22 protein-coding genes are annotated in these 26,550 nt (G+C 66.3%); 20 read left to right on the top strand and 2 right to left on the bottom strand.

All coding sequences use genetic code 11. The features are described 5' to 3' along the window. The first annotated feature begins 56 nt into the window (after nucleotides 1-56). From GFS60_RS31905 to GFS60_RS31995, 19 genes are all read left to right on the top strand, one after another. The gene (locus tag GFS60_RS31905) at nucleotides 57-1,040 is read left to right on the top strand and encodes a hypothetical protein (protein WP_159928232.1); all 984 of its coding nucleotides are present in this window, start codon (nucleotides 57-59) and stop codon (nucleotides 1,038-1,040) included. Between the two features lie 70 nt (nucleotides 1,041-1,110). Beyond that, on the top strand, nucleotides 1,111-2,811 hold the full coding sequence (locus GFS60_RS31910) for a cutinase family protein (protein WP_159928234.1): 1,701 nt from the start codon (nucleotides 1,111-1,113) through the stop codon (nucleotides 2,809-2,811). 90 nt (nucleotides 2,812-2,901) lie between these two features. Beyond that, on the top strand, nucleotides 2,902-3,561 hold the full coding sequence (locus GFS60_RS31915) for a hypothetical protein (protein ID WP_159928236.1): 660 nt from the start codon (nucleotides 2,902-2,904) through the stop codon (nucleotides 3,559-3,561). A 47-nt stretch (nucleotides 3,562-3,608) separates the two neighbouring features. Then, nucleotides 3,609-3,914, top strand: a complete 306-nt coding sequence (locus GFS60_RS31920; RefSeq protein ID WP_159928238.1) for a hypothetical protein — start codon at nucleotides 3,609-3,611, stop codon at nucleotides 3,912-3,914. Nucleotides 3,915-3,919: 5 nt separating this feature from the next. Continuing rightward, nucleotides 3,920-4,189: a hypothetical protein gene (locus GFS60_RS31925; RefSeq protein ID WP_159928240.1), complete on the top strand. Its 270-nt coding sequence runs from the start codon at nucleotides 3,920-3,922 to the stop codon at nucleotides 4,187-4,189. A 17-nt stretch (nucleotides 4,190-4,206) separates the two neighbouring features. Continuing rightward, nucleotides 4,207-4,845: a hypothetical protein gene (locus tag GFS60_RS31930; protein WP_159928242.1), complete on the top strand. Its 639-nt coding sequence runs from the start codon at nucleotides 4,207-4,209 to the stop codon at nucleotides 4,843-4,845. Then, nucleotides 4,845-5,657 carry a hypothetical protein gene (locus GFS60_RS31935; protein ID WP_159928244.1) on the top strand — a complete coding sequence of 271 codons (813 nt, stop codon included), beginning with the start codon at nucleotides 4,845-4,847 and terminating at the stop codon, nucleotides 5,655-5,657. Before GFS60_RS31930 ends, GFS60_RS31935 begins: the two co-directional genes overlap by 1 nt. After that, complete coding sequence (locus GFS60_RS31940; RefSeq protein WP_159928246.1) at nucleotides 5,654-7,186, top strand: hypothetical protein; 1,533 nt, start codon at nucleotides 5,654-5,656, stop codon at nucleotides 7,184-7,186. Before GFS60_RS31935 ends, GFS60_RS31940 begins: the two co-directional genes overlap by 4 nt. A gap of 60 nt (nucleotides 7,187-7,246) precedes the next feature. Next, nucleotides 7,247-7,990 (top strand): hypothetical protein, encoded by a 744-nt coding sequence (locus GFS60_RS31945; RefSeq protein WP_159928248.1) that lies wholly within the window; start codon nucleotides 7,247-7,249, stop codon nucleotides 7,988-7,990. Then, entirely contained in the window at nucleotides 7,987-9,486 is a 1,500-nt protein-coding gene (locus GFS60_RS31950) for an SCO6880 family protein (RefSeq protein WP_159928250.1), read from the top strand. The genes GFS60_RS31945 and GFS60_RS31950 overlap by 4 nt, the downstream gene beginning before the upstream one ends. A 16-nt stretch (nucleotides 9,487-9,502) precedes the next feature. Next, entirely contained in the window at nucleotides 9,503-11,329 is a 1,827-nt protein-coding gene (locus GFS60_RS31955; RefSeq protein ID WP_159928252.1) for an ATP/GTP-binding protein, read from the top strand. Beyond that, nucleotides 11,326-11,625 (top strand): transposase, encoded by a 300-nt coding sequence (locus GFS60_RS31960; protein ID WP_109336454.1) that lies wholly within the window; start codon nucleotides 11,326-11,328, stop codon nucleotides 11,623-11,625. Before GFS60_RS31955 ends, GFS60_RS31960 begins: the two co-directional genes overlap by 4 nt. After that, nucleotides 11,622-13,262: a peptidoglycan DD-metalloendopeptidase family protein gene (locus tag GFS60_RS31965; protein WP_159928254.1), complete on the top strand. Its 1,641-nt coding sequence runs from the start codon at nucleotides 11,622-11,624 to the stop codon at nucleotides 13,260-13,262. The genes GFS60_RS31960 and GFS60_RS31965 overlap by 4 nt, the downstream gene beginning before the upstream one ends. A gap of 10 nt (nucleotides 13,263-13,272) precedes the next feature. After that, a complete protein-coding gene (locus GFS60_RS31970) occupies nucleotides 13,273-13,851 on the top strand; it encodes a hypothetical protein (protein ID WP_159928256.1) in 579 nt (192 codons plus the stop codon). Nucleotides 13,852-13,905: 54 nt separating this feature from the next. Next, nucleotides 13,906-15,714 (top strand): type IV secretory system conjugative DNA transfer family protein, encoded by a 1,809-nt coding sequence (locus GFS60_RS31975; protein WP_159928258.1) that lies wholly within the window; start codon nucleotides 13,906-13,908, stop codon nucleotides 15,712-15,714. Nucleotides 15,715-15,766: 52 nt separating this feature from the next. After that, complete coding sequence (locus GFS60_RS31980) at nucleotides 15,767-16,519, top strand: hypothetical protein (protein ID WP_159928260.1); 753 nt, start codon at nucleotides 15,767-15,769, stop codon at nucleotides 16,517-16,519. A 91-nt stretch (nucleotides 16,520-16,610) separates the two neighbouring features. After that, nucleotides 16,611-17,048, top strand: a complete 438-nt coding sequence (locus GFS60_RS31985) for a hypothetical protein (RefSeq protein WP_159928262.1) — start codon at nucleotides 16,611-16,613, stop codon at nucleotides 17,046-17,048. Nucleotides 17,049-17,148: 100 nt separating this feature from the next. Beyond that, nucleotides 17,149-17,346, top strand: a complete 198-nt coding sequence (locus GFS60_RS31990) for an antitoxin VbhA family protein (protein WP_159928264.1) — start codon at nucleotides 17,149-17,151, stop codon at nucleotides 17,344-17,346. Between the two features lie 7 nt (nucleotides 17,347-17,353). After that, nucleotides 17,354-18,160 carry a Fic/DOC family protein gene (locus GFS60_RS31995; RefSeq protein ID WP_159928266.1) on the top strand — a complete coding sequence of 269 codons (807 nt, stop codon included), beginning with the start codon at nucleotides 17,354-17,356 and terminating at the stop codon, nucleotides 18,158-18,160. Between the two features lie 11 nt (nucleotides 18,161-18,171). On the opposite strand, the gene GFS60_RS32000 is transcribed toward GFS60_RS31995, so the two are convergent. Then, on the bottom strand, nucleotides 18,172-18,393 hold the full coding sequence (locus GFS60_RS32000) for a hypothetical protein (protein WP_159928268.1): 222 nt from the start codon (nucleotides 18,391-18,393) through the stop codon (nucleotides 18,172-18,174). On the opposite strand from GFS60_RS32000, the gene GFS60_RS32005 reads away from it, so the two are divergent. Beyond that, complete coding sequence (locus GFS60_RS32005) at nucleotides 18,392-21,457, top strand: DEAD/DEAH box helicase (RefSeq protein WP_159928270.1); 3,066 nt, start codon at nucleotides 18,392-18,394, stop codon at nucleotides 21,455-21,457. The genes GFS60_RS32000 and GFS60_RS32005 overlap by 2 nt on opposite strands. 124 nt (nucleotides 21,458-21,581) lie before the next feature. On the opposite strand, the gene mobF is transcribed toward GFS60_RS32005, so the two are convergent. Continuing rightward, the gene (gene mobF / locus GFS60_RS32010) at nucleotides 21,582-26,279 is read right to left on the bottom strand and encodes a MobF family relaxase (RefSeq protein WP_159928272.1); all 4,698 of its coding nucleotides are present in this window, start codon (nucleotides 26,277-26,279) and stop codon (nucleotides 21,582-21,584) included. Between the last annotated feature and the right edge of the window lie 271 nt (nucleotides 26,280-26,550).

Genomic DNA, 26,550 nt, shown 5'->3' on the forward strand with positions numbered 1-26,550 from the left:
GGGCGTGTCCGGGTGACCGGAATCCGACGACGAACACCGAACAGGAGATGGGACCGATGGTGGATTCGCGATTCGATGGAGACAACCGTTTGGACGAGAGTGCCATCGAAGATTGGTTCACCGCGCCGCCGTCGCCGGATTCCGGGAACACCGATGATGCTCCTGCCGACCCCGCGGACGGGGTCGGCAGGACGGCATTCTCCGTCGTAGAAGGCGGCAACGGGCTCGAGGATGCGAACGCCGAGGAAGACGACTGGTTCGATGTGACCAGCCCGATTCTCGGCGCCCGACCCGAGACCGAACCCATGCCGCACCAGCAGGGCGGCTCGGAGTGGAGCGATCCCGATTCGACCATGGGGAAGCCGTGGCCATCGGACCCTGCCGCTGACGGCGTGGGACCGGATTCATGGGTGGTGGACCAGCACCCGGGGGATACCGCAGCGAAGCCCGCGGACGAAACAGGCCGGTCATGGTTGTCTCGTCACCGCACCGCGGTGGCGGTCGGTGGATCGATTACGGCGGCCGTCGCTGTCCTCGCCGGTGTCGCTGCGACCGCGGTGGCCGCATTCTCAGCACCCGATAACCCTCTGCCGATCAGTGCGGTGATCACCGCGAGGCCGACGGTAGCGGTGACACCATCCCCGGCGCAGGCAGCGGCCGAGGGAGTTCGCCCGTGGTGTTTCGGCTTCACCGGGGGAGAGCCGATCGATGGGTCGTCCCCGGATGCCGGCGAAGCGGCGATTGCGAGGTTCCAGGCCGCGTACTACGTCGACCGCGATGCCGCCAAGGCCCGCTCGTTCGTGGCGGAGGGTGCGGTCGTGGGAACGGTCGAGCAGATGACCGAAGCGCTCGCCACCCTCGCACCGGGCACTGAGCATTGCCTGCTCGCGTCGGCGCGGGGTGGCGGTGCGTACGTGGTCGATCTGTTCGTGCGCCCACCCGGCGGTGCCTCAGCCCATTACCCGCAGAACGTGGCGACTACGCCGGGACCGAACGGCGGGGCGCTGATCACAGCGATCACGGTCAGGACAGGGGAGTAGCCCGTGACGAATCCGGACGGTTCCGGTGCCCGAATTGTTGCCATCCATCCTCGAGAGGGGCAGTAAAGATATGCACATTCATTCACCGACTCTTCTGCGCGCGGCCGCGGCCGCATCTACGGCGCTGATGCTGGTCGCTATGGCAGGGACCGGTGCCGCAGGAGCGCAGCCTGCGACGTCGACTCCATCCTCGCCGACGACCACGACCCCGGTTTCTGCGTCAGCAGCGGATTCGGGATGCACACCGTTGCATCTGCTGTTGGTCAACGGGACCACCGATTCCTCACCGACTGCGCCGACCGATCAGGACGGTGGTTTCTTCTCTCAAGTCGCGATCCCGGCCCTGCTGGCGGCGAACGGCGACAGCGGCAGCAAGAATGTGATCGATCGCTCGTACGTGAACTACTCGGCGAGTTTCGGTGGCAAACCCGGTGATCAGTCCACGGACACCTACGAGCAGTCCGTGCAGATGGGAATCACCAATGCTGCGGCGATGCTCACTGATTTGGCGAGCAAGTGCCCGGACACCCAGGTCTTCATCGGCGGATACAGCCAGGGCGGACAAGTAGCCTCGGCGCTCGCCCGTGAGATCGGTGCCGGTGACGGGCCTATCTCCGCGGACAGGTTCGCCGGCGCAGCATTGTTCTCGGACCCGACTCGCCCTGCAGGTGCGCCGGTCTTCGCGTCGTCGTCGCAGACAGCTCCTGCGACCGCACCCGGAGCCAAGGGTGATTCGGTCGAATCGGTCGAGGTCGCTGCGATACAAACCCCGGCCGGGGGAGGTATCGCTCCGGAGACGACGGGGGAGAGGTCCTTTGGCCAGGTCGCGGATCGGGTTGCCTCGTTCTGCACGCCGGGTGATCTTGCCTGCGATACCCCTACCGACGCCCCGTTGGCGCGCATGGTGGCCAATATCGCCGGTCAGTCCAACATGAACACGCAGGACCCGGTGGCGATCTTGACCAGTGTGGGTGCCGCGTTAGGACAGTCGGTGATCTACACCGGGGCCTCTGTCGTCAACGACAACATCAACTTCGATTCCAAGGCAGGCGTTTTCACTGTCAAGGACTCGGGCACCACGGTCCTCAATCGAATGGTCGCCTACAGTGATCCGTCCAAGCGGGCGGACGGCATCAGCGAAGCGGTGTCGGCGGTGACGAAGATCGCCGGTATGGGCATCGCCGCGGCCGTCACCGTGGCCAAGGATGTCCTCACGCCGCAGTCCATCGCACAGATCGCGGCGGCCGGGGTGGCTGGGCCGCAGGCGGCGATCGGTGTGCTGGGTGCCAAGATCCTCACCGCGACCGTCAAGCTCGTCCCGCCGGCCACGGTCGACAAGGCCGTCACCCTCGCATTCAACGAGGTCAAGTCCGGCATCGCGGACAACAAGGGTCTGGCGAAGATGGCGACCGACACCGCCTACTGGGACACCATCGCCAAGCACGGAAGCTACACCACGGTCCCCGTGGGAACCGGTGGCCAGACCCCGGTGGAGTTGGTGACGGAATGGATCGTCGCGCTCGCCCACGATCTGACCGGTGACCAGGTCCGCCGTACCGGGTCGACGACACCCGATCAGTCCGGGCCACTGCTGGCAGCGATCGGACAGCAGAGCCGTTCGGCATCGGAAATCCTCGGAACCAGCGCCACTGCAGGTTCGACATCGTCGACGAGGCCGTCAACGACCTCCACCTCGCCGAGCAGCCCCGCAACCAGCTCGCCGAGTTCCGCGACAGTCACCGCGACACCGACCCCAGCCGGAATCAACTGAGCCGCAGGTGAGGGGCACCCCCGGGTGTCCCTCACCCGGCCAGTAGTTCGCGGTGGTGGTGGCACCCGAAGTTGATGGAAGGACACGAAGATGGCTTCACCTCTCTCCCGCGAGGGTGATCCGGACAACGACCCCGGCAGCGTGACCGGTCGGGTCGTCGTTCCCGCTGGACTGCGGATTCCACCAACCGAATCGAGGGCTCCGGTATGGGATACGGCGATCGCGACGACAACTCCCAGGCCGGCGTTCTGGCTTCTCGGCGCGCACGACACCGCCGCCGGTGTGGCGACGTTGACGCGTACCTGGGCACCTGCCGGTGACTCCCGGATGGGATGGCCGGCCGCGGATCGCTATCGCAGTGTGGTCATCGTTGCCCGCACGCACCGTGAGGGATTGCAGAGTGCTCACGACCTGCTCTTGCAGTCAATCGCCGGATTGACCGGCGGCTGCGCACTGCTGGGACTGGTCAGCGTGCCCGATGCCCCCGGAAAGTTGCCCGCCACGCTGCGCCGGCAGCTCGACGTCGTCGAGTCGGCGGCCCCGCGGGTCTGGCGCCTGCCGTACCTACCGCACTACCGCACCTTGACCTACAAGCAGATGCCGGTGTGGTCACCGAACGATCCCGCGCCGCCGCCAGGTTCGAAGCTGCGGCGCGCAGACCCGACCGAATACCCGGACCCCAAACTCGTCGAGGTCGGGGCGGAGATATTCGACGCCGCCCGCCTCGCTGCGACCCGTCAGGCCCCCTGAATTTTCACCCCTGAAAAGTTCACCCTCGCCGAAAGAAAGGCACTCTCATGGTTGCAGTCCTCAGTTCCGTACAGGTCGCGTATCACGCTGCCAGCGTTGATGTTTTGGCACAGATCGGCACCGAGCCGCCGCAGCCGCCGCCCGGCGTCGACAAGTTCCTCATGCTGCTCTCCTGGGTCAAATGGGGTGGCGTCGTCCTCGCGATCGCCGGCCTGGTCATCGGCGGGGTGATGCTCGCTATGGAGCGCAGCGGCGCCCGCGACGGCGACGGCAAAAGCAAGATCGTCGGCGCGATGATCGGCGCGGTCGTCATCGGTCTCGCCCCTGCCGTCATCAATCAACTCGCCAGCTGACCGTGATGAGCCCAGCGGTGCTGATCGGCCAGCCTCCTGCCGATCGGCAACGGCTCCCCACGCAGGCGTGGGAGCCGTTGATGCTGGTGGTGCGGTACGTGAGCTGGATCGGCATCGTCGCGTGCATCGCGGCCCTCGTCACCTTCGGTGCGATGCTCGCCTACCAGCGTGTGACCGCAAGCCAAATCCTCGAGGACAAAACCCTGTTCCGGATCTGCGGCTGCGCGGTCCTCGTCGGCTCCGCCGCCGCCATCGCCAATCGCCTCATCGTCTGAGAAGAGAAGAGAAAACCATGCGCACTATCGGTCGCCGCTCGGTTGCCGCGCTCGTCCTGGCGGCGACCGTGCTCGCCGCCTCTGCGGGGTGTGGATCGGACCCGGATACGCCCGGCCCCGTCGTGCCGCCGGTGGACACCACCACCGCGCCAGCCCATCTGAGCTGGGAAAACTACAACGGTGTTCGGCTGCCTCGCTCACCCGAGGACGGCCCGAAGACCACCTCCACGATTCCCTCCGGCTACTCCAACACCCCGCAAGGCGCTGTCCTGGCCGCGATCCGCGGACAGGCGTACCTGGCGCTCACCCCGGATACGAGCTGGGGACAGATGGTCTCGGTTGTCACCGCCCCTGGCCCTGGCCGCGATGAATTCGCCGCGAACCGGGCGCTGGTCTCGGTGACCGGCCCGGTCCCAGCCGAGCAGGCACCGAAGTTCATCGCCTTCAAGGTCACCGAGTACACGCCCGGTGATTCCGCCACCGCCGCTGTCGACGTCGTGCAGGAAATCGGTTCCCCGCCAGCCCGCTTTGTGTACCCGGTCGCCTTGCAGTGGATCGGGGACTGGCGGCTGGTCCTTCCCACGGCCGCAGAGAACGTCGATGCCCGCGAGGCCCACAGCCTCGACGGCTACACCCTCATCGAGGAGAAGAGCTGATGAACGCCAAACAGAAATGGATGATCGGCGGGGCGTTCGCTCTGGTCGTCGTACTCGTCGCGGCCGCGTTCGCCTGGTTCGCCGGCAGTGACGCCACCGAACCCACGCCACCGGTAGCCGCCCCGCGGAGCCCCGAGCCTTCAGCGCAGGGCAACAACGGGGCAACCGGATTCGGGGACCCCACCACCGATCTGGCCGGCCGGAAAGTGATGATTCCGAACAATCCTGCGGGAATGATCCTTCCGCAGCGCGACCCCGGGCCGCGCACTGAATGCTCGACAGATCAGCCCACCACTTCACCTGGTGGAGTGATGATTCAACGCACCTTCAATGTCGCGACCTTGTTCTCCGAAACCGATGGCCCGACGACATCGGACGGAAACGTGATCTCCGGATACTCGAGAACCCCGCAGGGTGCGGCGCTGGCGGGGTGGAACGTGATCGCACGCTCGTACGTCGGCGGACAGGTGACGGTCGATTCGATTCGTCAGATGAGTGTCCCGAGCCCGGAACTCGACGCGCTGCTCGACAACCCCGATCGCGAGGGCGCCGACCCGAAGAACCTCCAATCGTTGCAAGCCCCGGATGCGTTCCGGGTATTGAGCTGTGACCCGGACTTCGTCTCTGTCGAGTGGGGCATGAAGCGCACCGTCGACGAGAACGGTGCCTTGCCTTCCCCGATCTGGAAGGGCATCCGAACGAACCTGCTCTGGCGCGATGGGGACTGGCGAGCACAGTTCAACCGCGAGTCGATCTCCGCCGGTCAGACCTATTCCGCGTTGGACGGCACCTGGACACGGTGGTCACTGTGAAGCGGATCGTCGCGGCAGTTGCTGCGTTGCTGTTCTTCTCGTTGAGCAGCGTCGGTGTCGCTGCCGCCCAGGACCGGCCGAGCGTTCCCCCTCCATCGGAAGGCCCGACACTGAACTTGCCGGACGACACCGGAGCACAGGGCAACGAGTTCCAACAAGCGCGGCGGGAATGCCTGGAAGAGGACCACATGGGTGGACCCTCAGGATGGCTCGACGACGCTACCGGCGGCCTCTTGAGCGAGGCGTTCTGCCTGGACAAGGCATCGACGGATCATCCGGGTGCCGCGTTCTCCACCGCATTGTCCTCGGCCGCATCGACCTTCTGGGACGACCCGGTGGGCAAGTTCGCCAAAGCGGTCATGGAAGGCAACATCGCCGCATTTTCGACGGTCATGACCTTTTGGATGTCCGTCCCGATTCCCGGGCTGACCGGTGGTGATGCGATGACCGGTATCCGGAACATCACCTGGGAGATCCAACTGGTGGCATTCGTCGTCGGCATGATCGTCGCGGCCGCGAAGTTGGCGATCGCCCGGCAGCAAGCCGTCGCGGAGGGTGCGGACGAAACCGCGAAAATGCTGACTCGGACCATCTTCGCGGCCGGTCTGCTCCCCACGCTCGTCATCATCTTCCATCTCACCGGTGACGTGTTCTCCACCTGGGTCCTCCAGCAGGCATCGGGCGGAGACCTGGGTGCCAAGGTCACGGCCATTGCGTGGATCGACGAGAAGACGGGCCTGGGACCAGTTCTGGCCCTGGTCCTCACTGGTCTCGGGTTACTCGGGTCCGTCTCGCAATTAATCGCATTGCTCGTCCGTGAGGCTGTGCTGGCGATTGTTGTCGGCTTGGCTCCGGTAGCGGCGGCGCAGTCGGCGACCGGAACGGGCCGTCAGAGTTGGGCAACGATGATGGGCTTCGTCGTCGCGGCGTTGCTGTTCAAGCCAGTCGCGTCACTGTTCTACGTGTTCGCCTTCTGGGCTTCGTCATCGAACGTTGCCTCCGCTGCGGTGATCGGCTCGGTTCTGCTGGCAGTGGCAGGTTTGTCGCTGCCCTCGCTCATGGCGGCTGTTGGACCTGTCGGCGCAGGTGGCGGCGGCGGAGCGCAGCAGGCCGCGGCGATGGCCGGTGCTACCGGAGCGGTGCTCGGCAGTGCGGCCGCACTGGGGACCCGGGGCGGATCCGGTGGTGTTCGCGCTGGGGGAGCCGGCGGCGGATCGACCGGCGGTGGCGGCGGCGGTAAGGGTTCTCCCGCCTCCGGTGCGGCGTCGTCGTACGGCGGCCGATTCAGTAGCGGGAAGTCGTCCGGTGGTGGTGCACCGGGTGCCCGCAGCTCCGCAGCAGCGGCAGGTCGTTCCCTTTCCGGTGTCGCCGGAGCTGTCGGCGCCGGCACACGAACGGCCGCGTCCGCAGCGGGAGCGCTCGGCCGCGGCGCTGCGGTCGCCGGTCAAGCGGCAAGCCAAGGCGCGGCAGCAGCGGCGAACATCGCTGGCGGCGCTGTCGGCAACTACCACGGTCACATTCCGAGATAAGGGTTCTTTCACCCTATTTCGCTACTTCTTCTCCTTTTCCTTCTCAGAAAGCGAGTTCTGATGAGTACCGAGGCCTCTGCCCGATCGTCGCTGGCAACCCGAATCGATTCCCTGTCCGCAGCCTTGACGAGCGCAAAATATTCCTCGGTGGGCGGGTTCATCCGGGAGATGTGGTGGACCCTTCGCCCCGTCGTCTTGTTCGCCGCTCACGTGACCCTTCTGACGTTCGTGCTCGGGTTTTCTCGGTGGGCTGCCCTCGACACGGTCCGCGGCGACATCTCCGAGGCCGGTACGTCGCATCCGACGCTGCTGAGCATCGTCGATGCCTGCGACGCTGTGATGCGGGCGGCGGAAGCGATCGGGTCGAGCAGCGTGGCGGCAACCTCCGCATTGTGGACCGCATGGATCGCCGCACTACTGGCGGCCGTCTTCACTGCGGTGTCGATCCGCCTCTCGCAGCGGCAGGATATGACCGTCACAAGCTCGTTGGCCCGACCCCCACGCCGCCTGGTTCGGGAGGTGTTCGCGGTATTGCTGGCGTGCGCGATTGTGGCGCAGGTTGCCGGCGAACCCAGTCATTTGGTTTCCGTGCCCGTGTGGGAATCGGCAGTGGTCATCGCGTTTCTGATGTGGACAACGGTGTACGCCGAGCGCCGCTGGATGGTTCCTCCGAAGCGATACACGCGCTTGACGGAGCTGCCGGTCGGGACACCGATCACGATCGGTCGGGACGCTCGCGCACTCGACCCGCTTGCCGATCGGGTGGTCGGTGCAGCAACTGGCACCACGGATACGACCCGATGAGCGCCGTGGCCGAGCGGACGAATGAACGTCCGCTGTACGGGTCGGGTTCGGTTCCCCGTCGCACTGGCATTTTCGGTTTGTCGATTTGGGCGAGCTCGTTCGCCGCCGTCGGCTTCCTGACCTCCCTGATTGTGGGCGTGAGCTCAGACGTTCTCAGAGGTTTCATCCTGGCCGCGGTGTTCGCGGTAGTGATCGCCCCCTTGGTGATCCGGTGGGGTCACCGCTCGATGTACGAGGTGATGCAGTTGAAGATTCAGTGGTGGAAGCGTGCGGCCACGGGGTCGACCGTGTACCGGTCCGGTCCGCATTCGCGTATTCCGGGGGGCCGCTTCCGCCTTCCCGGCCTGCTGGCATCGACGACGCTGCACGTCGGCGTCGACCGGTTGGGAAACCCGTTCGGGATGATCTACCGGCGCCGCGGTGCCGAGTACACGGTGGTCCTCGAATGCTGGCCCGGCGGCGACGAAGCGTTGACGACGCCGGAAAAGGACTTGATGACCGCCGACTGGGGCGCCTATCTCGCCGGTCTGGGCCTGCCCGGTGACATCGTCGCGGCGGTGGCGATCGTCGAATCGATTCCGGCCACGGGATACCGGTTGGGCCTCGAGGTCGAGCAGTCCATCAAGCAGTCCCGCTCGGAGATCGCCTCTCGGATTCAGCGCGAAGCGGCGGTGGAGTTCCCCTCGGGTAGGTCTCAGACGTTGTGCCGTTTGGCGATCACGTTCAAGGCGACGACGCGCGAACGCCGCACCGAGCCGGAGGAAATGGCGGCCGAGCTGGCGCGGCGCCTGCCCGCCGCGTACGAGGACCTGCTCAATGCCGGTGTCGAAGCCTCGCCGATGTCTGCTGAGCAGATCGTCGCGTTCGTGCACCGCAGCTACAACCCGTCCGCGGAGCGCGAGCTCGAGGAACTCGAGATCCTGGACGAGTCTCACGGTATCGATTGGGAGGATGCCGGTCCGGCTGCGGCGGTGACGAAGTGGGATTACTACCGGCACAACGGTGTCGTTTCGGTCGTGTACGAGATGAAGGCGCCGCCGGAGTCGGTGTTCACCGACGAGGTCCTCAAGCCGCTGTTGCGGCCGCACGACGACTTGGATCGTAAGCGTTTGACGCTCATCTACCGCCCCTTCTCGGCTGGGGATGCAACCAAGCAGGTCAACCGCGATCACAAGGATGCCCGCGCCGCGGTGAATCAGAAGTCGGGTCTGGTGTCGGCGGCGGCGGAAATGCGGGTGGAGACCACCGAGCAGGCCCGCCAGGAACAGGTCCGCGGTGCCGGTCTGGTGCGTTACTCAGCGCTGATGACGATCACCTGCGCCACCGGGTCGGAGGTACCGAATGCGTCGTCGATCCTCGAATCCTTGTCCGCCCGCGCGATGTTGAAGCTGGTTCGCGCCTACGGAATGCAAGATGCCGCGTTCGCGGCAGGACTCGGTGTCGGGGTGTTGCTGGGTGAGCACACAACCACCTCGAAGATCGCCCGCAACGGCTGAAGGAAGAGGATTCGACATGCAGTGGAAGACCGTGGACGCCCTCACCGGCGACGATCTCGCAAACATCATCGGCAAGTGGGAGTTCGCCGAGCTCGAGGCCCTGGCCGAAGCGATCGACAACGGTGCGGCCTCCGCGCCGTTCCCGCTCTCACCCAAGGCTCGTGCTCTCAAGAAGTGGCGCAAGGTCAACGAGGAGAGAGACGACGCCGACGAGCAGACTCCCGACCCGTCCTGGCGGCGTGCGTTCAGGGCTCTGCCTCGGCGCGGGTTCCGGGACAGCTACATTCGCAGTGACGGCGGCGGCGCGATGGAGACCGTACTCGCCCCGGTCGAATACCAGGTGTCGACGATGCACGCCTGTGGTCTCAATCCGTGGATGATCGGTGCCACGGCCCCTACGCTCGGCACTCCGATCGGGATGCATCAGATCACCGGCGATTCCGCCTCGTGCGATGTGCTGACCTGGTTCGCCGAGGGGTTGATCACGAACCCGTCTGCGTTCGTGCTCTCCCTGCCAGGTCTGGGTAAGTCCTCGTTCATCCGCAAGATGTTTCACGGTGCCGTGGCCCGCAATCAGTGCCCGATCGTCGCCGGCGACATGAAGGGCGAGTACGTCGGCGCTACCCAGGCGATGGGTGGTCAGGTCATCACGCTCGGGCACGGCAAGGGCCATCTCAATCCGCTCTCGGCCGGGGCGATGGGCGCCGTTCTCCCACGCCTCGAGCAGCACCTCACGCGACTGCGCAGAGCAGAGCAGACCGCCGCTGCCACCGGGCAGCCGCTGTCGGCAATCGACCCGTTCACGGGCCGCGAGCGGGTGAGCGCCGAGCACATCGAGTCGCTGATCGAGGAAACCAAGCTGGTCGTGCATTCGCGCCAGTTGCAGATGATCACCGCGCTGATCGAACTGATTCGTCAGGAGTCGATCAAGGACTTCGAAAGCTCACTGCTCTCGCGGGCATTGCGGGAGTTGCGCGACGGCGGCGAGTTCTCGTTCGTCGCTCCGCCTCTGGTCAAGGACTTGTCGAAGGCGATCATCGCGGGGTCGCCGCGTCTTCGTAAGGTCGTCTTCGCCCAGTCCGAGCAGCACTACATCGAGATCATCACCCGGTTGGTGCAGTCCCTCGAGGCGCTGCTCGACGGGCCGCTCGGCGACATCTTCGCCGATCACACCAGTGTTCCTCTCGACTTGGATTCGACGGCGATCTGCATCGATGTCTCCGCTATCAGTCGCGGTGACAAGAAGCTCAAGGCAGCGGTCATGCTGAGCTGCTGGTCCGATGCCTACGGGTCGATGGAGGCAGCACATCTGCTCGCCGACGCCGGCCTGGAACCACAGAAATATTTCCTCGCTATTTTGGACGAGCTCTGGCAGGTGCTCGGAGCTGGCGCGGGCATGGTCAACCGCATCGACGAACTCACCCGACTCAACCGCAGCGACGGAACGGGCCTGCTGCAGATCACGCACACCGGCCGTGACCTCGAAACGCTGCCCACCGAGGTCGACGTCAAGATCGCCAAGGGCTTCATCGAGCGTTCCGGAATGGTCATCTGCGGTGGGTTGCCGTCCGGTGAGCTCGATCGACTCTCCGACGTCCTCGAATTCACCACGGCCGAGCGTTCGATGATCACCTCCTGGTCTCGCGGCGCTCCGATGCGCCGAACCAGGCGTGGTCCGCGCCGCAACCCTCCTGGCCTGGGCAAATTCATGATCAAGATCTCCAAGGACAACGTGCCGGGCATACCCGTGCAGACGGTGTTCACCCAGACCGAAATCGAGTTGAAGTTGCACGACACCAACTCCCGCTTCACCGAACTGTTCGAACTCGAGGGAGTGGCGTGAGCAGCCGGTACGGGGACGAGACCCGCGCCTGGGCGGAGAAGACGTTCGCCGAAACCCGCCATCAGTACAACTCCCGCCTCGAATGCTGCCAAGCGATCGCGAAAGTTCTCGGCGCACACGTCAACACGGTGTCGCGGTGGATCGGTGAGAGCTACGGACCCGCACGTCAGGCACCGCCGGAGGAAGTGACCGCGAAAATGCGGGCCCTGGAAGAAGAAGTGCAGCGGCTACGCCGACAGAACCACGATCTCGCCTCCAGCCGTGGCATCGCCGGCAGAACCCTTGGGCTGGCGTGAAGAAGGGACTCGCTGCGGCGCTGGTATTGATCCTGCCGCTCCTCGTGGTGATCTTCGTCGTGACCTCGGAGGAACCGACGTCGACGGACTGCGTCCCCACAGGCGGCGGCGCGGGATCGTCGGTGGCGCAGGGAGTCCCTGCGGGGTCGATGTCAAAGCCGATGCGTTCGGTGGACGCTCACCTGACCTCCGGATGGCGCACACCGGACCGGCCTGATCACCACGGCATCGACCTGGCGGGCGCGGTCGGTGCACCGATCTTCTCGCTCGCCGACGGGGTGGTCGCCGCCGCAGGTGCCGCGACGGGATTCGGTCAGTGGATCGTGATCGATCACCAGATGGACGGGAAGATGTTCTCGACCGTCTACGGGCATATGAACGACGACGGCGTCCTCGTCGGGGCGGGGGACCAGGTCAAGGCTGGTCAGCACATCGCCAACGAAGGCTACAACGGGGAAGTGTCCCCTCCCGGCCCCGGCGGGGCTCACCTGCATTTCGAGGTGTGGGAAGGCGGCAGACTCACCGGCGGCCACGACGTGGACCCGATGCCGTACTACCAATCCGCCGCCGAACCCGGCACCGCCGGCCCCGCCCCCACCGCACCGACGACCCCGGGACCGTCGACTCCATCCACGCCTCCGGGTGCAGAAATGGCGGCGCTGCCGACCACCGTGGGATCCGAAGAGCATTGGCAGATCGACACCGTTCGTGTCGCCCGGGCCGTGCACGCGAAGTTCCCGCAGCTGACGGCGATCGGCGGATGGCGCCCGGTCGACTCCTTCCCTGACCATCCGTCCGGTCGCGGCGCCGACATCATGATCGACAACTACTCCAGCGGCGAGGGCCGCAAGCTCGGCGACGCGGTCAAGGACTACCTCTGGGCCCATCGCGAGTACTTCCAGATCGAGTTCATGATCTGGCGTCAGGAATACATTCCATCCGACGGCCCCCCGAACCTCATGGAGGACCGGGGCAGCCCCACACAGAATCACTTCGATCACGTTCACGTGACCACGGTCGGACACGGCATGCCCACCGCCGGTCAAAGCTACGGGCCTGCCCCCGACGTGGATGGCGGCGCCGCCCCGAAGGCTGCGGGAGACTGCACGATCGGCGGCGCCGATCTGGGCGACGCAGATCTCGCGGCAGGCACGGTGCCGCCGGAGTTCGAGAAATGGCTGGTCATCAGCGCGCAGCAGTGCCGGGAGATCACCCCACCGCTGCTGGCTGGTCAGCTCGAGCAGGAATCGAACTTCAAACCAGGTCAGATCAGCCCGGCCGGTGCCGCCGGTTACACCCAGTTCATGCCCGAGACCTGGAATGCCTTCGGGTATCCGGTCGACGAGAACGGCAACCGGAGCGGGCCAGCCGGCGCGGGGGATCCGAACGACATCGCCGATGCGGTGATGGCCCAGGGCGCCTACGACTGCTACGTCGCCGACTACCTACGGCCCTTGCACGGAAATGGGCAGGTCACAGGAGATCCGATCGACACCATGCTCGCCGGGTACAACGCCGGGCCCGGTGCGGTCGAGCAGTACGGCGGGATTCCCCCGTACGCCGAAACCCAGGCGTACGTCGCCGACATCAGAGAACGCATGACCCGCTACGACGCCGCCCTCGCGGGCAAGAACTAGGAGAACAGCGATGAGAGAGAACAAGGGCATCGCGATCGTCATCGGTGTCGTGGTGGCGCTCGTGTTGATCGTCGGAGTGGTGTTCGCGGTCCGCCAGAGCGTCGGCAACGATGCCGGCCCCGCAGCCGCGGAAGGCCACGACTCCAACCACCACCATGAGGACCCGCTGTCCCCGGAACACGCGGATCCGCAGACCGTGGCCACCAACGCCATGTCGATGATCTTCTCCTGGCAACCGGCCCGCGACCGGTCCGGGTGGGAGGCGCTGAACCGCGCCGGACAAGCGGATCTGCTGACCGGCGTGCTCGCGGAGGCCGCTACCACCGAACCGATCCCGCTTCCGAGGCCGGCGGCCGAGTGGGCGGCGTGGTCACGTAGCGGAGACACCCTCACCGCCGCGGCGACGGCGGAATCGGCGCCCTCGATCAACGGCACGACCGCCACGGTCGACGTCCGGATCCGGCAAGTCGTGCTTCACCCGGACGGCGGATCGACGCCGTACAAGACCTCGGCCGCGGAGGTGACCCTCGAGAAGGATGCTTCCGGGACCTGGCGGGCGGCGAACTACCGGATCGAAGAGACCGGATGACGAATGCCGCTGTAGCTGCACCCATTTGCCCTCGATGCACACAGGAAGTGACTCATGGCTGAGAAATTGCACACCCGCGATCCCCACAAGTCGGATCTCGGCATCTACCTCGTCGGCGGGCTCGTCGGGGTTGCGGTCGCCGCGGTCTCGGTGATCGGGATCTCGGTCCAGGTGGGATCGTCCTGGGCCGGTATCGACCAGCAGGTGCCGGGAAATCCGATCGACGCCGGGTTTGCCGTGATGAACGGCAAACTGATCTGGCCGACGCAGGCAACCGTGATCGCCGCCGCCGTGGCGGTGGTCGTGTTCGTTGTCATCGGCGTGTGCTCGTGGTGGTGGGCGGACCATAGGTCCAAGCGCCGCAGCAAGACGCCGGTCGGATTGGCGACGTTGAAAGACCTGCGGGTCGCCAAGCTTGACGAAGCCTCGGCGCGCAAGGAGGGCCGGTTCCTGCGCCCCTCACTCGAGGGCATCTCGGACAAGGACATCGAGACCGCGGAGCTGGCGTTGCGCCTGGGTTTCCTGCACAACTCCAAGCACCCGGTGTGGGTGTCGGCGAAGGACGCGATCTACGTCGAGGGTGCAGCACAGCAGGGTAAGTCGTCCCGTTTGGCGGTTCCGATGGTGCTTTCGGCTCCCGGTGGTTGCCTGATCACGTCGACGAAGGTCGACGTCTTGCATCAGACCTGGCTGCCGCGGTTTTTGCGCGGTGAGGTCGTCGTGTTCGATCCGGAGGACATTTCCGGGTGGCCGGATCGGATCACATGGTCGGTGATCGCCGGGTGTGAGGACGCGGACGTGGCGATCCGCCGCGCTGCTGCTTTGGTGGCGGCGAAGCCGAAGACCGCGAAGTCGAGCGGGGACGGGGATTTCTTCGATCAGAAGGCAGCGACCCTGCTGCGGTGCTATTTGCACGCGGCCGCGCTCGGGGGCATGCGCCTCTCGGACGTGGTGCAGTGGTGCGAGTCCACGGACGCGGAGGATGCCCGGGCGATCCTCGACGAGCGTCATCCGGAGTGGGCGCGCACGCTCGCCGAGATCTTGGATGCGAAGTCGGAGAAGACGACGTCGAGCATTCTGATGGTGCTGACCTCGGTGATGGAGCCGTTGGCCTCGCCGTCGTTGCTGGCGGCGGTCGATTGCCCGGCCGCGGAGTCGTTCGACGTGCGGGACTTCGTCGATAAGGGGACCGGCACCATGTATGTGCTCTCCGAAGGCGGTAACGGGTCGGTGGCACCGTTCGCGGCCGCGTTGGCTGCGGAGGTGTTCTTCGTGGCGAACAAGCTCTCGCAACGCCGCGCCGGCCGCAAGCTGGACCCGTCGCTGCGTCTGGTCTTGGACGAACTCAATAACGTTGCGCCGATTCCGGAACTGCCCGCCAAGATGTCGGACTCGGGGGGCCGCGGAATTCAGTTGGTCGCGTTCACCCACAACTTCTCGCAGACCGAACGTCGGTGGGGCCGCGAAGGGGCGAAGGAACTCGCTGGTAGTGCCAATATTCGGCTGATTCTGCCCGGTCTGCTCGATACCGCGACGCTCAAGGAAGTCTCGACGTTACTCGGCTCGATCGAAGAGTTCGTGCTCTCGGCGCCGTCGCCGCGTGGACGGGGAATGGGCGCTGCGCGGGGCGGAAGCCTGCACCGCCGCCAGGTGATGGAGGAATCGGCGATCCGCGAGCTCGAAGAGGGCACGGCGTTGATGATTCGCCGCAACAACAAAGCCGTCATGCTCGACCTTCCCGGTTTCTGGGAGGACCCCCAGATCAGTGAGGTCGTCGCCGCGTCGGAAAGGCAGGCGGCCGTCGTCATCGAGCAGGGTTTCGTGTCCACGTCCGCCCCGATCGAGGTCATCCCGCTCAGCTGAACAATTTCTCGCTTGCCCATCGAATTTCCTAGCCGAAGAAGGAGTTGTGCTCATGGTTCAAGGTCGTCGCAGTAGCACGAAGTCACGCAGTTCGTCCTCGTCGGCGCAGCAGTGGGACGAAGTCGGTAAAGCAGTCAAGGCCGGCGCGGACGAATTGCGTGCGTTGACCACCCACTCACAGCTGTACGAGTGGGCGAAGGAACACAAGTTCGCGACCGCGTCGATGTTCCCGAAGTTCAAGACCGAGCTGAACAAGCGGCTCGACATCGATTACGACGAACTGCGGTCGATCGCGCAGCGTGAGCGCCTCGCACAGATCGAGGCAGCCGCCGTAGACGGTCCGTTGGTGGAACTGTGGGCGGCCGGTGACGACGAAGTCTCCTCGTTTGCGGTGTGCGGGTCGGAGGGATTCGTGGCCTGGTACGGAGAGTTCTTCGCCGGCGACAAGATCCGCAAGGAAGGCGATCAGAACTCGGCGGACCTCTCGGCCGCCGGTAAAGCGGTGTTCCTGGCAGGCAAGGTCCGCGAAGAACTCGAGGTCGACGCACTGACCGTGCGGATTCACGTTCTCAATCATCACGTTCGCAGTGAGGACCTCATGCGGGCATCTCTCGGCGCGGGAGTGGTGGTGGAGATCGACGTCGATGACGACACCACTGCGTTGGACTGGTGCCGCGAACCGGGATCGAAGTCCTGGCGGGAAACGAAGCTCGAACGCCTCCTCGCCCGCGACACCGACACCGGCGAAGACACCGGTCACGGCGAGACGGACACGGTCGACGACAACGACGAGACCATCGAGTAAGAGTACGGATATTGTTGCGGCACAGGATGATGCCCGTATACGTCAGGTCGGTGTGTACGGGCCACCCTGCAACGGAAAGTGAGTCGAGACGGTGGATGACGAATTCGACGACGAGCAGCTCGAGGACGATGTCCCTGCGCGGGTGTACCGGTGGGCCGATCTCGACGGGGAGCAGGCGGCGGAGCTGTGGGCGGAGCTGATCGCTTGGGTGGGGTGGTTCCGGCGCCGGTATGCCGTGACCGGGTCGGATGCGGTGATTCCGCCGTGCTGGTTCCGCCATCCTGTGGCGGTCGAGGAGTTGACGGCGCTGATGGTCGCGCACCAGAGCGCCTACACCCTCGACGAGCCGGGATCGGAGCTTGCAGCGTTTCATGTGCAGTGGCTCTGGCCGACGTTGCGCGATCTCGCGGTCCGGGCCGGATACAAGCGGTGCTCGGACTTGAAGTGCTCGTTCAACGCGCCGGAAGTGGTCGATGACCTGGACGGTTTGGGGGAGTGGGTTAGCGACGACATTGCCGCCCGGCGATGACGTCTGCGCCACGGAAAGTGCCGTTGAGCTGCATTTATAGGCATTTTCCTGTAAGGTGATGGAAGCGATCGAACGTATCGCACGGGGAGGGCTGGGCCGCATGACGACTGCACACAAGGTCACCACACGCACCGCATCACGCGGTGTCGAAGAGTCGGTGCAGTTCGCGGTCGCGGGTGTTCGTCTTGCCGGCGGCACCGTCACCGAGGCCGACAAGGCGGCTGCGCGCCGCGTTGCTCGTGGTGTGAGCACTACGGAGCAAGAGTTGGCGGCGTTGCGCCAGGAACTCGAGCTCTAATCGTCCGTTGCCTGCGACAACTTCACAGTTCGGTTCCTGGGATGACTACTTCATCCCGGGAACGACTGTTTTACGGAACAAGCTGGTCAGCGCGGCGCACCCGTACGGGACGCCGGACGCGGAGAAACTGCGTCGATACGAGGAACAGGCTTCGTTGCTTCGTATGACCGAACTGAACAGGACCCCGATCGAGGGGAAGTTCGACTACGACCACTTCAAGGCCATCCATCGGGCATTGTTCCAGGATGTGTACGAGTGGGCTGGTCAGGAACGTGTTGGACCGGATCAGCAGATGGTGAAGAGCGGCCCGGATGTCGTTCATTTCGCGCCGGGGGATCCGAACGCGCCGATGGTGAATTACGGCTACTACCCCGGTGTGGGTGATCAGATCCGTGAAGCAGCAGAAAGGCAGTTCCGGAAGCTGGCTGCCGAGAACCTGTTGCGCGGCCGCGGCCGCGCAGAGTTCGTTGCCGGCCTCGCCGATCACTGGGGCGAAATCAATACCATCCACAGTTTCCGGGAAGGGAACACCCGGACACAGTTCGTGTTCTTCTCCGAACTGTCCCGTCAGGCCGGATACGAACTCGACGTCGCGCAGTTCGCCGAGCACGCACCCTTACGGACCGAATTCGTGTGGGCGCGTTTCTACAACCAAGCCACCACGAAGACGGATCGTCTCAAAGCCGTGTTGGACCAGGCGCTCACCGAAATCGTCCCTCCCGCACGGTCACTGGCCGATGCGCCGCCGACCGCGTTGGAACGCTTGGCACGCAAGCGCTTGCGTAGGGGTTCGGAGAACGAACTCGAAATGTGACGGTCCCGAAGTCACAAGGCGACGATGGCGGTGAGGCCACCGACACCCCAGTCGAGGGTGCCCGGACTGTCCCGGCGACCCAGGACGAGCATCGTGGCAGCGGCGGCGGCTACGGCGAGTATTCGTCCGTCCGACTCCACGGCGGTCGCGCTGACCTGCGCCGGCATCCGAGGGCGGGGTCGTACCGGATTCCGGCGTCGAACCGGGCGTCGCCTCGCTAGTGTGGTGCTCATGGCGGCGCTCGGTGAACTTCTGGCCGGGTGTGATCGCGAGCCGGGTCGGCGGAGACTGGAATTCGAGCGTATCTGCCAGTGGTATCTGACCCGTGATCCGGTCTACGCGTGTGCGCTTCGCCGGGTGTGGCTGTGGTCGCAGTGGCCTGGCCGGTGGGGTGACGATGCCGGTATCGGTCTCGTCGCCGAGGACCGTCGCGGACAGCTGTGGGCGATCGGGGTGAAAGCGTGCAGCGACGCCGCCTGGGTCACCCACCGTGACGTGGCGAATTTCCTGGCGGCGTCGGATCGGGCGGAGTTCTCCTTTCGTCTGTTCATCGCCCCGACCAACCTGATCGGGCGGGCGGCCCGGCACTCGATCGCGACCGAGCGCAGGCCGGCGGGTCTAGTGCTCCTCGATGACCTCGACGCCGCGGTGCAGTGGCCCGCCGACCCCGCGGACCTGCGGGCCCGGCGGCCGGCACCGACCAGGCCGCGCCGTCATCACCGGGACGCGGTCGAGGCGGTGGTGCAGGGCTTCGCGCGGGCCGACCGGGGTCAGCTGATGATGGCCCACGGGACCGGAAAAACTCTGACGGCGTTGCTGATCCGCGACACACTCGCCGTCGAACGCACACTGGTGCTGGTGCCGACGCTGTCGTTGCTGGCCCGAACAGTGCGTACCTGGGCCGCCGACACCACCGTGGGATTCGACGTCCTTGCCGTGTGCGCGGACGGGACCGTCGCCGAACCGGAGTCGGGGGTGGCGAATACGAGTGATCTCGGCCTGCCGGTGACGACCGACCCAGGGCAGATCGCGGCGTTCCTGCGGCGGCGCTCCGGCCCACGGGTGGTGTTCGCCACCTACCGGTCCGCTCCGGTGATAGCCCGGGCGTTCCGGCTCGGTAAGGTGCCGGCCTTCGACCTGGCCATCGCCGACGACGCCGAGGACCGCGCCGGACACGGCGGGGGCGCCACCCTGTTCGACACCGGTGCCATCACCGCGCGCCGCCGACTGTTCCTGACCGCCCCCGGCGCCCGCGTGAGGCGGGGCACGCAGGAAACGCAGGAGGCCGACGCCCCGGCCTATGCCGCGGGCGACCGGGAGGTGTTCGGCCCGGTGTTCCACCGCCTCGGCGTCGCCGAGGCGGTCGAGCGTGGTCTGCTCACCGACTACCGGGTGGTCGTCATCGTTGTCGATGGCGGCGCGGACCGTCACCGGCCGCGCAATCCATCCGTCGCCGCCGACGGGACCGAGGCCACCGACTCCCGCGTGCTGGCCGGTATCGGCGTGGCCCAGGCGATGCACCGCTACCACCTGCACCGCACCCTCACCGTTCACTCGGCGGTGGACCGTGCCCAGCAGTTCGCCCGCTGGTTCCCCGAGGTGATCGCGACGATGCCCGCGCACGCACGGCCCACGGGTCGAGTGTGGTCCGACTACGCCTCGGGTGAAATGCCGGCCCGGAAGCTGCACATGCTCGGGCAGCACCTCGGCGGCCTCGGCAACCGTGGGCGAGGACTGCTGGCTACCGCGCGGCCGCTCGGCGTCGACGTACCGGCCGTGGACAGTGTGGCGTTCATCGACCCGTGCCGGTCGGCCGCCGACACCGCCGTGGCCGTCGGCCACGCGGTCCGCCCCGCCCCGGGCAAGACCATCGGCACGATCGTGCTGCCCGTCTTCCTCGACGCAGGTACCGATCCCACCACCGCCCTGGAGGACTCGTCGTTCGAGCCGGTGTGGGACGTGCTCACGGTACTGCGCTCGATCGACGATCGACTCGCCGACCAACTCGATGAACTCCGACCCCTGCGGGGTCACGAGAGGCGCCAGCCCCGGCTTCCTCCCCAGATCAGGCTGCACCTGCCGGCCACGATCGGCAGAACGTTCGCCCGCGCGTTCACGGCGTACCTGCTCGAGCGCACCGCCGATGCCGCTCCGCTCGGCGGGTGGGTCGAGGGACAGGGTCCGCCGGACGGGAACGATGCACCCGGCCGCCGAACCCGACTCGCAGCGCTGTCCGGCAGCACAGCACAGGACCCGGTCGCCGACCCGTGGGAGGCCGGCTACCGGCACCTGCTGAACTACGCCGCCCACCACGGCGATGCCTGTATCCCGGTGTCTTACACCGTCGATGGTTACCGGCTCGGGGCGTGGGTCAATCGGCAACGCACCCAGTACACGCGAGGCGCCCTGGGCGCCGACCGCGCCCGCCGACTCGAGGCGGTACCGGGCTGGACGTGGGACGCCCGGGCCGATCAGTGGCAGAACGGTTACCGCGAACTCCTCGAGTACGTCGACCACCAGGGGCATGACCGGGTTCTGCCCTATGGCTCGCGACTGGGCAGCTGGGTCAGCCAGCAACGCCGTCACTACGCCCGAGGGATGTTGCGCGACGACCGGGCGCGGCGACTCGAGGCGGTGCCCGGGTGGACGTGGGATCCCGGCGCGGATCGGTGGGAGGAGGCATTCGGCCGGCTGGCCGAGTACGCCGACCACCACGGTCACGCTCGTGTCCCGCAGTCCTACACGGTCGACGGTTGCCAGCTCGGTCACTGGGTCCACAAGCAGCGCCGCACGTTCGCACACGGCGCCATGGATCTCGGCCGCGCCCGCCGGCTCGAGGCGGTGCCCGGGTGGGCGTGGGATAGCGCCGGGGGCCGGTGGGAGGAGTTGTGGGAGGAGGGTTTTCGACGACTGGAAACGTACGTGGAAACGATCGGTGACGCCCGCGTCCCCTATGCCTGCACCACCGGGAGCTACCGGCTGGGGGTGTGGGTCAGCATCCAACGCCGCCACCACGCCGAGGGCCACTTGGATTCCCCCCGTGCCCGCCGACTCGAGGCGGTCCCCGGGTGGGTGTGGGACCCCTTCGCGGATCAGTGGGAGCAGGGGTTCCGCCGGCTCGTGGACTATGCCGCCCACTTCGGTGACACCCGAGTCCCACGGTCGTACACCGTCGAGGACTACCGACTCGGCGCGTGGGTCACCAAGCAACGCACCAGACGCAAGGCCGGCGCTCTGGGCGCCGACCGCGCACGTCGACTACAGGCCCTGCCGGGCTGGACCTGGGCGGGGCACTAGAGATTCGAGCCTGGATTCAGGCGCTACCTGTTCACCGGTACGAGGATCAACTGATCCAGTGATGCCCTGCCGCGATCGTCTCTCCCCGAACGGAACATCCGTTCGGAGGTCCTTTGAGGGCCGGTCAGCGTTCGAGGTCGTGGCCGCGTTGCTTGTGCTGGTCGGCTTGTTCGCGTTGGCGGGCGAGCATCATGGCGCGGTTGTTGCGTTCCTTCGCCTTCGGCCCGGTGGTGTCCTTCTCGGCGGTCTGATCGCGCTGCGATATCTCGGCCGCAGCCTGCTCGGGGGTGAGGTCACGTCGGCGTTCTTGTTCGGCGGTGATCGCGGTGTCCTGCCCGGCGAGTTGCCTCTGCTGGATGTCGATCCGTTCCAGGGCTTTGTCGGCGGTGTTGAGAGCCTGACGGTCGCGCTCTTCGGCTTCGCGGAGCACCACGGGCAGCTGCTTGTCCGCTTCGGCGGCCGCAGCGGCAACCTGATCCCATTCGTGAGCGGGTGCAATCGCTTCGGCGTTGGTACGGGCCGTTTTGAGCTGCTCGACCGCGGCTGCACGTTCGGCCGCGAGAGCGCCGAGCTTAGCTTCGAGTTCGGCTCGTTTGCTGCGGGCGAGGCGTCCAGTGCCGGCGAGTTCGGTGCGGGCGCTGTCGATTGCGGTGTCGACGCGGCGCACTGCTTCAGTGCGGGTTTCGATCGCCGCGCGGGCTTGGGCAAGCGCATGTGCGGGCGCGGTGATGCGGCTGTGTTCGCGGCGCACGTTCTCGGTGCGGCTGCGCGCGATTGCTGCTGCGCGGGTCGCGGCGGTGAGGGTGCGGAGCTGTTCGAGGTGGCGTTGTTTCGCGGCGATATGGCGGCGGGCGGCGACAAGTTTGGCTCCGCTGAGTGCGCGTAGGCCGGTGAGCTGGTGGGCCGCTGCAGTGCGAGGTTCCCGGGCCGTGGTGGGTTCGGTCTCGTGGTCGCGCTGCGCCGGTGCGGCACGCGTCTTCCCGCGTTGGGTGATGGGTGCGGTCTCGACGGGACCGGGTTGGGCGGCGGTACGCGTCGTTTCCGGCGAGCGTTCCGGCTGCGGTGCAGGGGTGGGTGTGTCGAGGGTGTCGAGGTAGTCGCGTAGCTCGGTGGCGTAGGCGGCGAGGGCGCGGTCGGTGCGGCTGATCGGTTCCCGGGTGGCGGGCAGCGCAGCCGCGGTGGGGGCCTCGTCGAGGGTGCGGATGCGTTCGAGCAGAGCGGTTCCGTAGCCGTCGACGCGTTCGGGGCCTTGTTCGGTGATGGTGGCCACGAGGGTGTGGGGGTCGCGGCCGCCGTGGATCTCTGCGTCGGCGACGGCTGCTAGTAGTGGGGTCCACTGTCCGTCGTCGCGGATCGCGTCGACGACGTGAGCGGGGAGGGCCGATTCGAGCAGTGTCGCGGCGTCACCTTCGGCGATACGGGCAAGGGCAGCGTTGTAGGCGGCCTGCTGCGGGTGCGTGTACTCGAGGTCGACGGGGCGCAAGCCGTCGAAGTCCGTCGCGGTGACGGTGGGGGAGCTGCCGATCTGATCGCGCATCCGGGCGGCGAATTCTCGCAGGGATTGATCACTGCCGCGGTGAGTCGGCGGGAGGATCGCCAGCTGGTCGTCGGCGAGTTCAGGTGTCGGCACGCTCTTGAGTCGGCCGAGCAGGGCACCGGGAACGTTTCCGACGGTGGCTAGTTCACGGTCGGTGGCCGCGGTGAGAATGGGGGCGATGTCCGCGCCGTGGGTGGCGAGTTCCCGCACCCGTGCGACGAGGGAATCGAAGCCGTCCTGCTTCTTCGCGGTGGCCAGGATGGTCGCCGGCAAGGTGCGGTCGAGCAGGTGCAGAGCGTAGTCGGTGCCGAGTTTGACGGCGGCAACGTCGTAATAGGTCTGGAAGCGGCCGGGGTCGCTGGCGCGGTCGAGTGCTTCGCGTAGTTGTTCGGTCGCGGAGATCTCCTCGCCGCGGCGATCGAGGATCTCGGCGAACACACCGCCCCGGGTGGAGACGGGGTCCGGTTGGTGGTCGAGGTCGCCTTCGGGCAGCTCGTCGGTGACGAGGTAGGCGTAGTTTCCGTGGCGACCGCGGGTGAGCGCGACGTAGCCGGCTTCGCGGGTGACCGATGCTCCGAGTAGTGAGCGGGCCACGTCGACTGTCATGCCCTGGGCGCGGTGAATTGTGTGCGCGTAGCCGAGTTCGGTGTGCTTGGCCAGGTACCAGTTCGGGAGGGTGACGGTACCGCCGTGGCGTTTGTGGACGGCGATGACTCCGTGCTCGGTGACTGCCTGCACGGTCCACAGGTCACCGTTCTCGATGCGGCGGCCGGGGCGGGTTCCACCCGCCGAGGTGATGCTGGTTTCGTTGCGGCGGGTGACGATGTTGTCCCCGACGTAGGCGTGGTTGCCTGCCGCGAGAGCTGCGTGAGCCCCCTGCGTGACGGTGCCGTCGACCAGGTGGATCGCCTGCGCTGCTTGGTTGAGGGACTGCACGTCGGCGGTGGTCGGGGCGAGCATCACCGAAGTCGATCCGGCGGCGGTGTCGGCGAGGTGATCGCGCAGGAGTGTGTCGAGTAGTTCGTCTCGGCTGCCACCGAAGAGGCGGCCGCGGTCCTCGTACCACTCGATGACGGAGTGCTCTCCCTTGCGCAGTGTGAGGGAGATTTCGCGTTCGTCGGAGTCGCTGAAGCGGACGACTTCTTCGAGTTCGGGTGCTCGGGTATCGCGGGCGAGGAGTCCGAGTGCGCCGCCGGCGTTGACGGCAGACAGCTGCGCGGGGTCACCGATCAGTCGGACGACGGCACCGTGTTGGGCGGCGATCTGGACGAGGGTGTCGAGCTGGTGTGTCGATGCCATACCGGCTTCGTCGACGAGCAGCATCGTGCCGCGGCTGATCTGGACGTCGGCACCGTTGCGGGCGCGGGTGAGGATGTCGTCGATGGTGCGCCCGCGTACTCCGATGTCCTCTCCGAGCACGCTCGCCGCTGCTGCAGACGGTCCGAGCGCGATCACCTCGCGGCCCTGCGCCTGCCATGCGTCAGTGACCGCTTTCATGGCGGTGGTCTTGCCGGTTCCCGCGGGGCCGATACCGACGGCGAGAAGCGCTTCGGTGGTCGCGAGGTGACGTGCCAGGGCGATCTGTCCCTTGTTGAAGGGGCGGCCCTCGAGGTCTTCGCGGTAGGCGAGGGCGGTCTCGAATGCGGTGTCGGAGATGGTGAACACGGTCGGGGTGTGGGCGGCGTTGAGGAGTCGTTGTTCGGCGTCGAGCATTGCGTTGCTGGTGTAGCGGGCCTTCTGGTGATCGGTGAGAGTGGATTCGCCGTTGGCGCGTGTCAGTGCCGTGGGCATCTCGTCGAGGGAGATGTCGATGAGGAGGGAGTCGCGGTGCAGGGCGCGGTTGACGACGATCTCGACCGCTGCGCTGGCTTGTTGCTCGGACGGAAATCTCACGCGCGCGAGCATGTCTTCGGCGACGGTGCGGACGTTCGCCTCGGTCCACGTACTGCGGTGCAGTGACACGCGTTCGACGACGGCTTTGGCCATGTCGTCGGCGTCGAACTGGTTGACGTCGATGAACGTTTCGTCCTGTGAGAGGGCAGCCGCGAGTACGGTGTCGATGCCGTCGGGGCCGAGTATGTTCTCGGCCTGCTGACGCCATTCCTCGCGCATCGCGGCCAACGATTTGGGGGTTTGCTTGCCGGATCGGGTTTCCAGGGTGGCGCGTTGCACCAGGGATACCTGCACAACTTTCGACGGATTCTTGCCGTGTTCGGCGCGGTATTCGGCCATCAGTTCGTTGGCGCGTTCCATGATCTGTGGGCGGCGAGAGAATCCCTCGAGAAGCTCTTGGGGCATCCCGGCGATATCGCGGACGGGTTGCTTGTTCTCGCCGCGTGAGCGGTCCTCGAACGCGACGGGGAGTGCGCGGCTGATCTTGTCCGCAACGATGCGGTTGTAGCGGGCAGCGCCTGCGACGGCGATACGGTGCAGAGGTCTGGCGTCGAGGGACGACCAGTTTCCGTCGATGCCGCGGACCTTGTTCGCGACGGCGCAGTGGGTGTGCAGGTTGGGGTCACCGTTGCGGTTGTCGAAGTGGTCGAACTGGGCGATGACCAGTCCGTGAGTGTCGACTTGCTCGACGCCGGCGGTTCCGCGGCGGGTCAGCGCGGCTTCGGATTCGATCCACGCGATGGTCTCGTTGACCGCCTCTTTGTGGGCCTTCTCGATGGCGATCCGTACGTCGTCGCCGCCGAGTCCCCACAGGACCGAGACGCTCTTCGCGGGTGTGAACACGAGGTCGTATCCGGCGACGGGCTGGCGGATCTTCGACTCTTGGGCGGCCATGAAGCGGACGAGTTCGCCTTTGGTCGGCGCTGATTCTCCGTGCTGCTGGTGGAAGTGTTTCGCGGCGATCTGGAAGCGCATTGCGTCGCGTTCGTCGCGGGTCGGCGCCTTGCCGGTCTCTTTGCGGTGTGCGTCCAGGGCGGCATTCAGCTCGTTGACGAAGGGGACATCGTTCTTGAATCTCGGGAAGGCGCGGCCAAGTTTCTGCGCTTCGAGCGCAGCGTGTGGGGCCATCCCCGCGGCGATGGCTTGATCGAAAAGTAGGTCGGCATTGGGGTGCAGTCCTTCGCCGAACAGGGCGCGCATCTGCTCTTCCGAGACCTGCCCGGACAAACCGAGATCGTCGATTCCTTTGCCCATCCAGAGGCCCGGTGGCGTGCCTTCGGCGACGTAGTAGTCGGCCAAATTCTGTCCTCGGCCGATCTCGCGGTCACCGCTGGCGACTTGTCGGGTGAGGTAGGTATAGCCGTCGCCGGCATGTAGGCGGTGGAGCGTCATCACGACGACATCACGCTCAGATCGCGTCGCGGAACACGCCCTTCGGCACGCTGACGGAGCGGTCGCGGGAGCCGCCAGCGGCCATCTTTGACGCCACTCAAGTCCGCGCTACCGGCACCGCCGGAGAGCGACTTGAGCGTCATCATGAGGTACAGCTTCCCCTAGGCCCAGGGCAAGTGCAAATGGTGTGTGCGGTTCGTCGGTTGAGGCTTTGAGCTGAGGCACGAAGTAGAGCTGAGGCACGAAGTAGAGCTGAGGCACGAAGTAGAGC

The sequence above is a fragment of the Rhodococcus sp. WAY2 genome, from assembly GCF_009859915.1.
In the GTDB taxonomy this organism is placed as follows: Bacteria; Actinomycetota; Actinomycetes; order Mycobacteriales; family Mycobacteriaceae; genus Rhodococcus_F; species Rhodococcus_F oxybenzonivorans.

Coding starts and splice junctions, on each gene's coding strand:
- GFS60_RS31905 (WP_159928232.1), top strand. CDS start 57: ATGGTGGATTCGCGATTCGATGGAGACAACCGTTTGGACGAGAGTGCC.
- GFS60_RS31910 (WP_159928234.1), top strand. CDS start 1,111: ATGCACATTCATTCACCGACTCTTCTGCGCGCGGCCGCGGCCGCATCT.
- GFS60_RS31915 (WP_159928236.1), top strand. CDS start 2,902: ATGGCTTCACCTCTCTCCCGCGAGGGTGATCCGGACAACGACCCCGGC.
- GFS60_RS31920 (WP_159928238.1), top strand. CDS start 3,609: ATGGTTGCAGTCCTCAGTTCCGTACAGGTCGCGTATCACGCTGCCAGC.
- GFS60_RS31925 (WP_159928240.1), top strand. CDS start 3,920: ATGAGCCCAGCGGTGCTGATCGGCCAGCCTCCTGCCGATCGGCAACGG.
- GFS60_RS31930 (WP_159928242.1), top strand. CDS start 4,207: ATGCGCACTATCGGTCGCCGCTCGGTTGCCGCGCTCGTCCTGGCGGCG.
- GFS60_RS31935 (WP_159928244.1), top strand. CDS start 4,845: ATGAACGCCAAACAGAAATGGATGATCGGCGGGGCGTTCGCTCTGGTC.
- GFS60_RS31945 (WP_159928248.1), top strand. CDS start 7,247: ATGAGTACCGAGGCCTCTGCCCGATCGTCGCTGGCAACCCGAATCGAT.
- GFS60_RS31950 (WP_159928250.1), top strand. CDS start 7,987: ATGAGCGCCGTGGCCGAGCGGACGAATGAACGTCCGCTGTACGGGTCG.
- GFS60_RS31955 (WP_159928252.1), top strand. CDS start 9,503: ATGCAGTGGAAGACCGTGGACGCCCTCACCGGCGACGATCTCGCAAAC.
- GFS60_RS31970 (WP_159928256.1), top strand. CDS start 13,273: ATGAGAGAGAACAAGGGCATCGCGATCGTCATCGGTGTCGTGGTGGCG.
- GFS60_RS31975 (WP_159928258.1), top strand. CDS start 13,906: ATGGCTGAGAAATTGCACACCCGCGATCCCCACAAGTCGGATCTCGGC.
- GFS60_RS31980 (WP_159928260.1), top strand. CDS start 15,767: ATGGTTCAAGGTCGTCGCAGTAGCACGAAGTCACGCAGTTCGTCCTCG.
- GFS60_RS31990 (WP_159928264.1), top strand. CDS start 17,149: ATGACGACTGCACACAAGGTCACCACACGCACCGCATCACGCGGTGTC.
- GFS60_RS32005 (WP_159928270.1), top strand. CDS start 18,392: ATGGCGGCGCTCGGTGAACTTCTGGCCGGGTGTGATCGCGAGCCGGGT.
- GFS60_RS32000 (WP_159928268.1), bottom strand. CDS start 18,393: ATGAGCACCACACTAGCGAGGCGACGCCCGGTTCGACGCCGGAATCCG.
- mobF (WP_159928272.1), bottom strand. CDS start 26,279: ATGACGCTCCACCGCCTACATGCCGGCGACGGCTATACCTACCTCACC.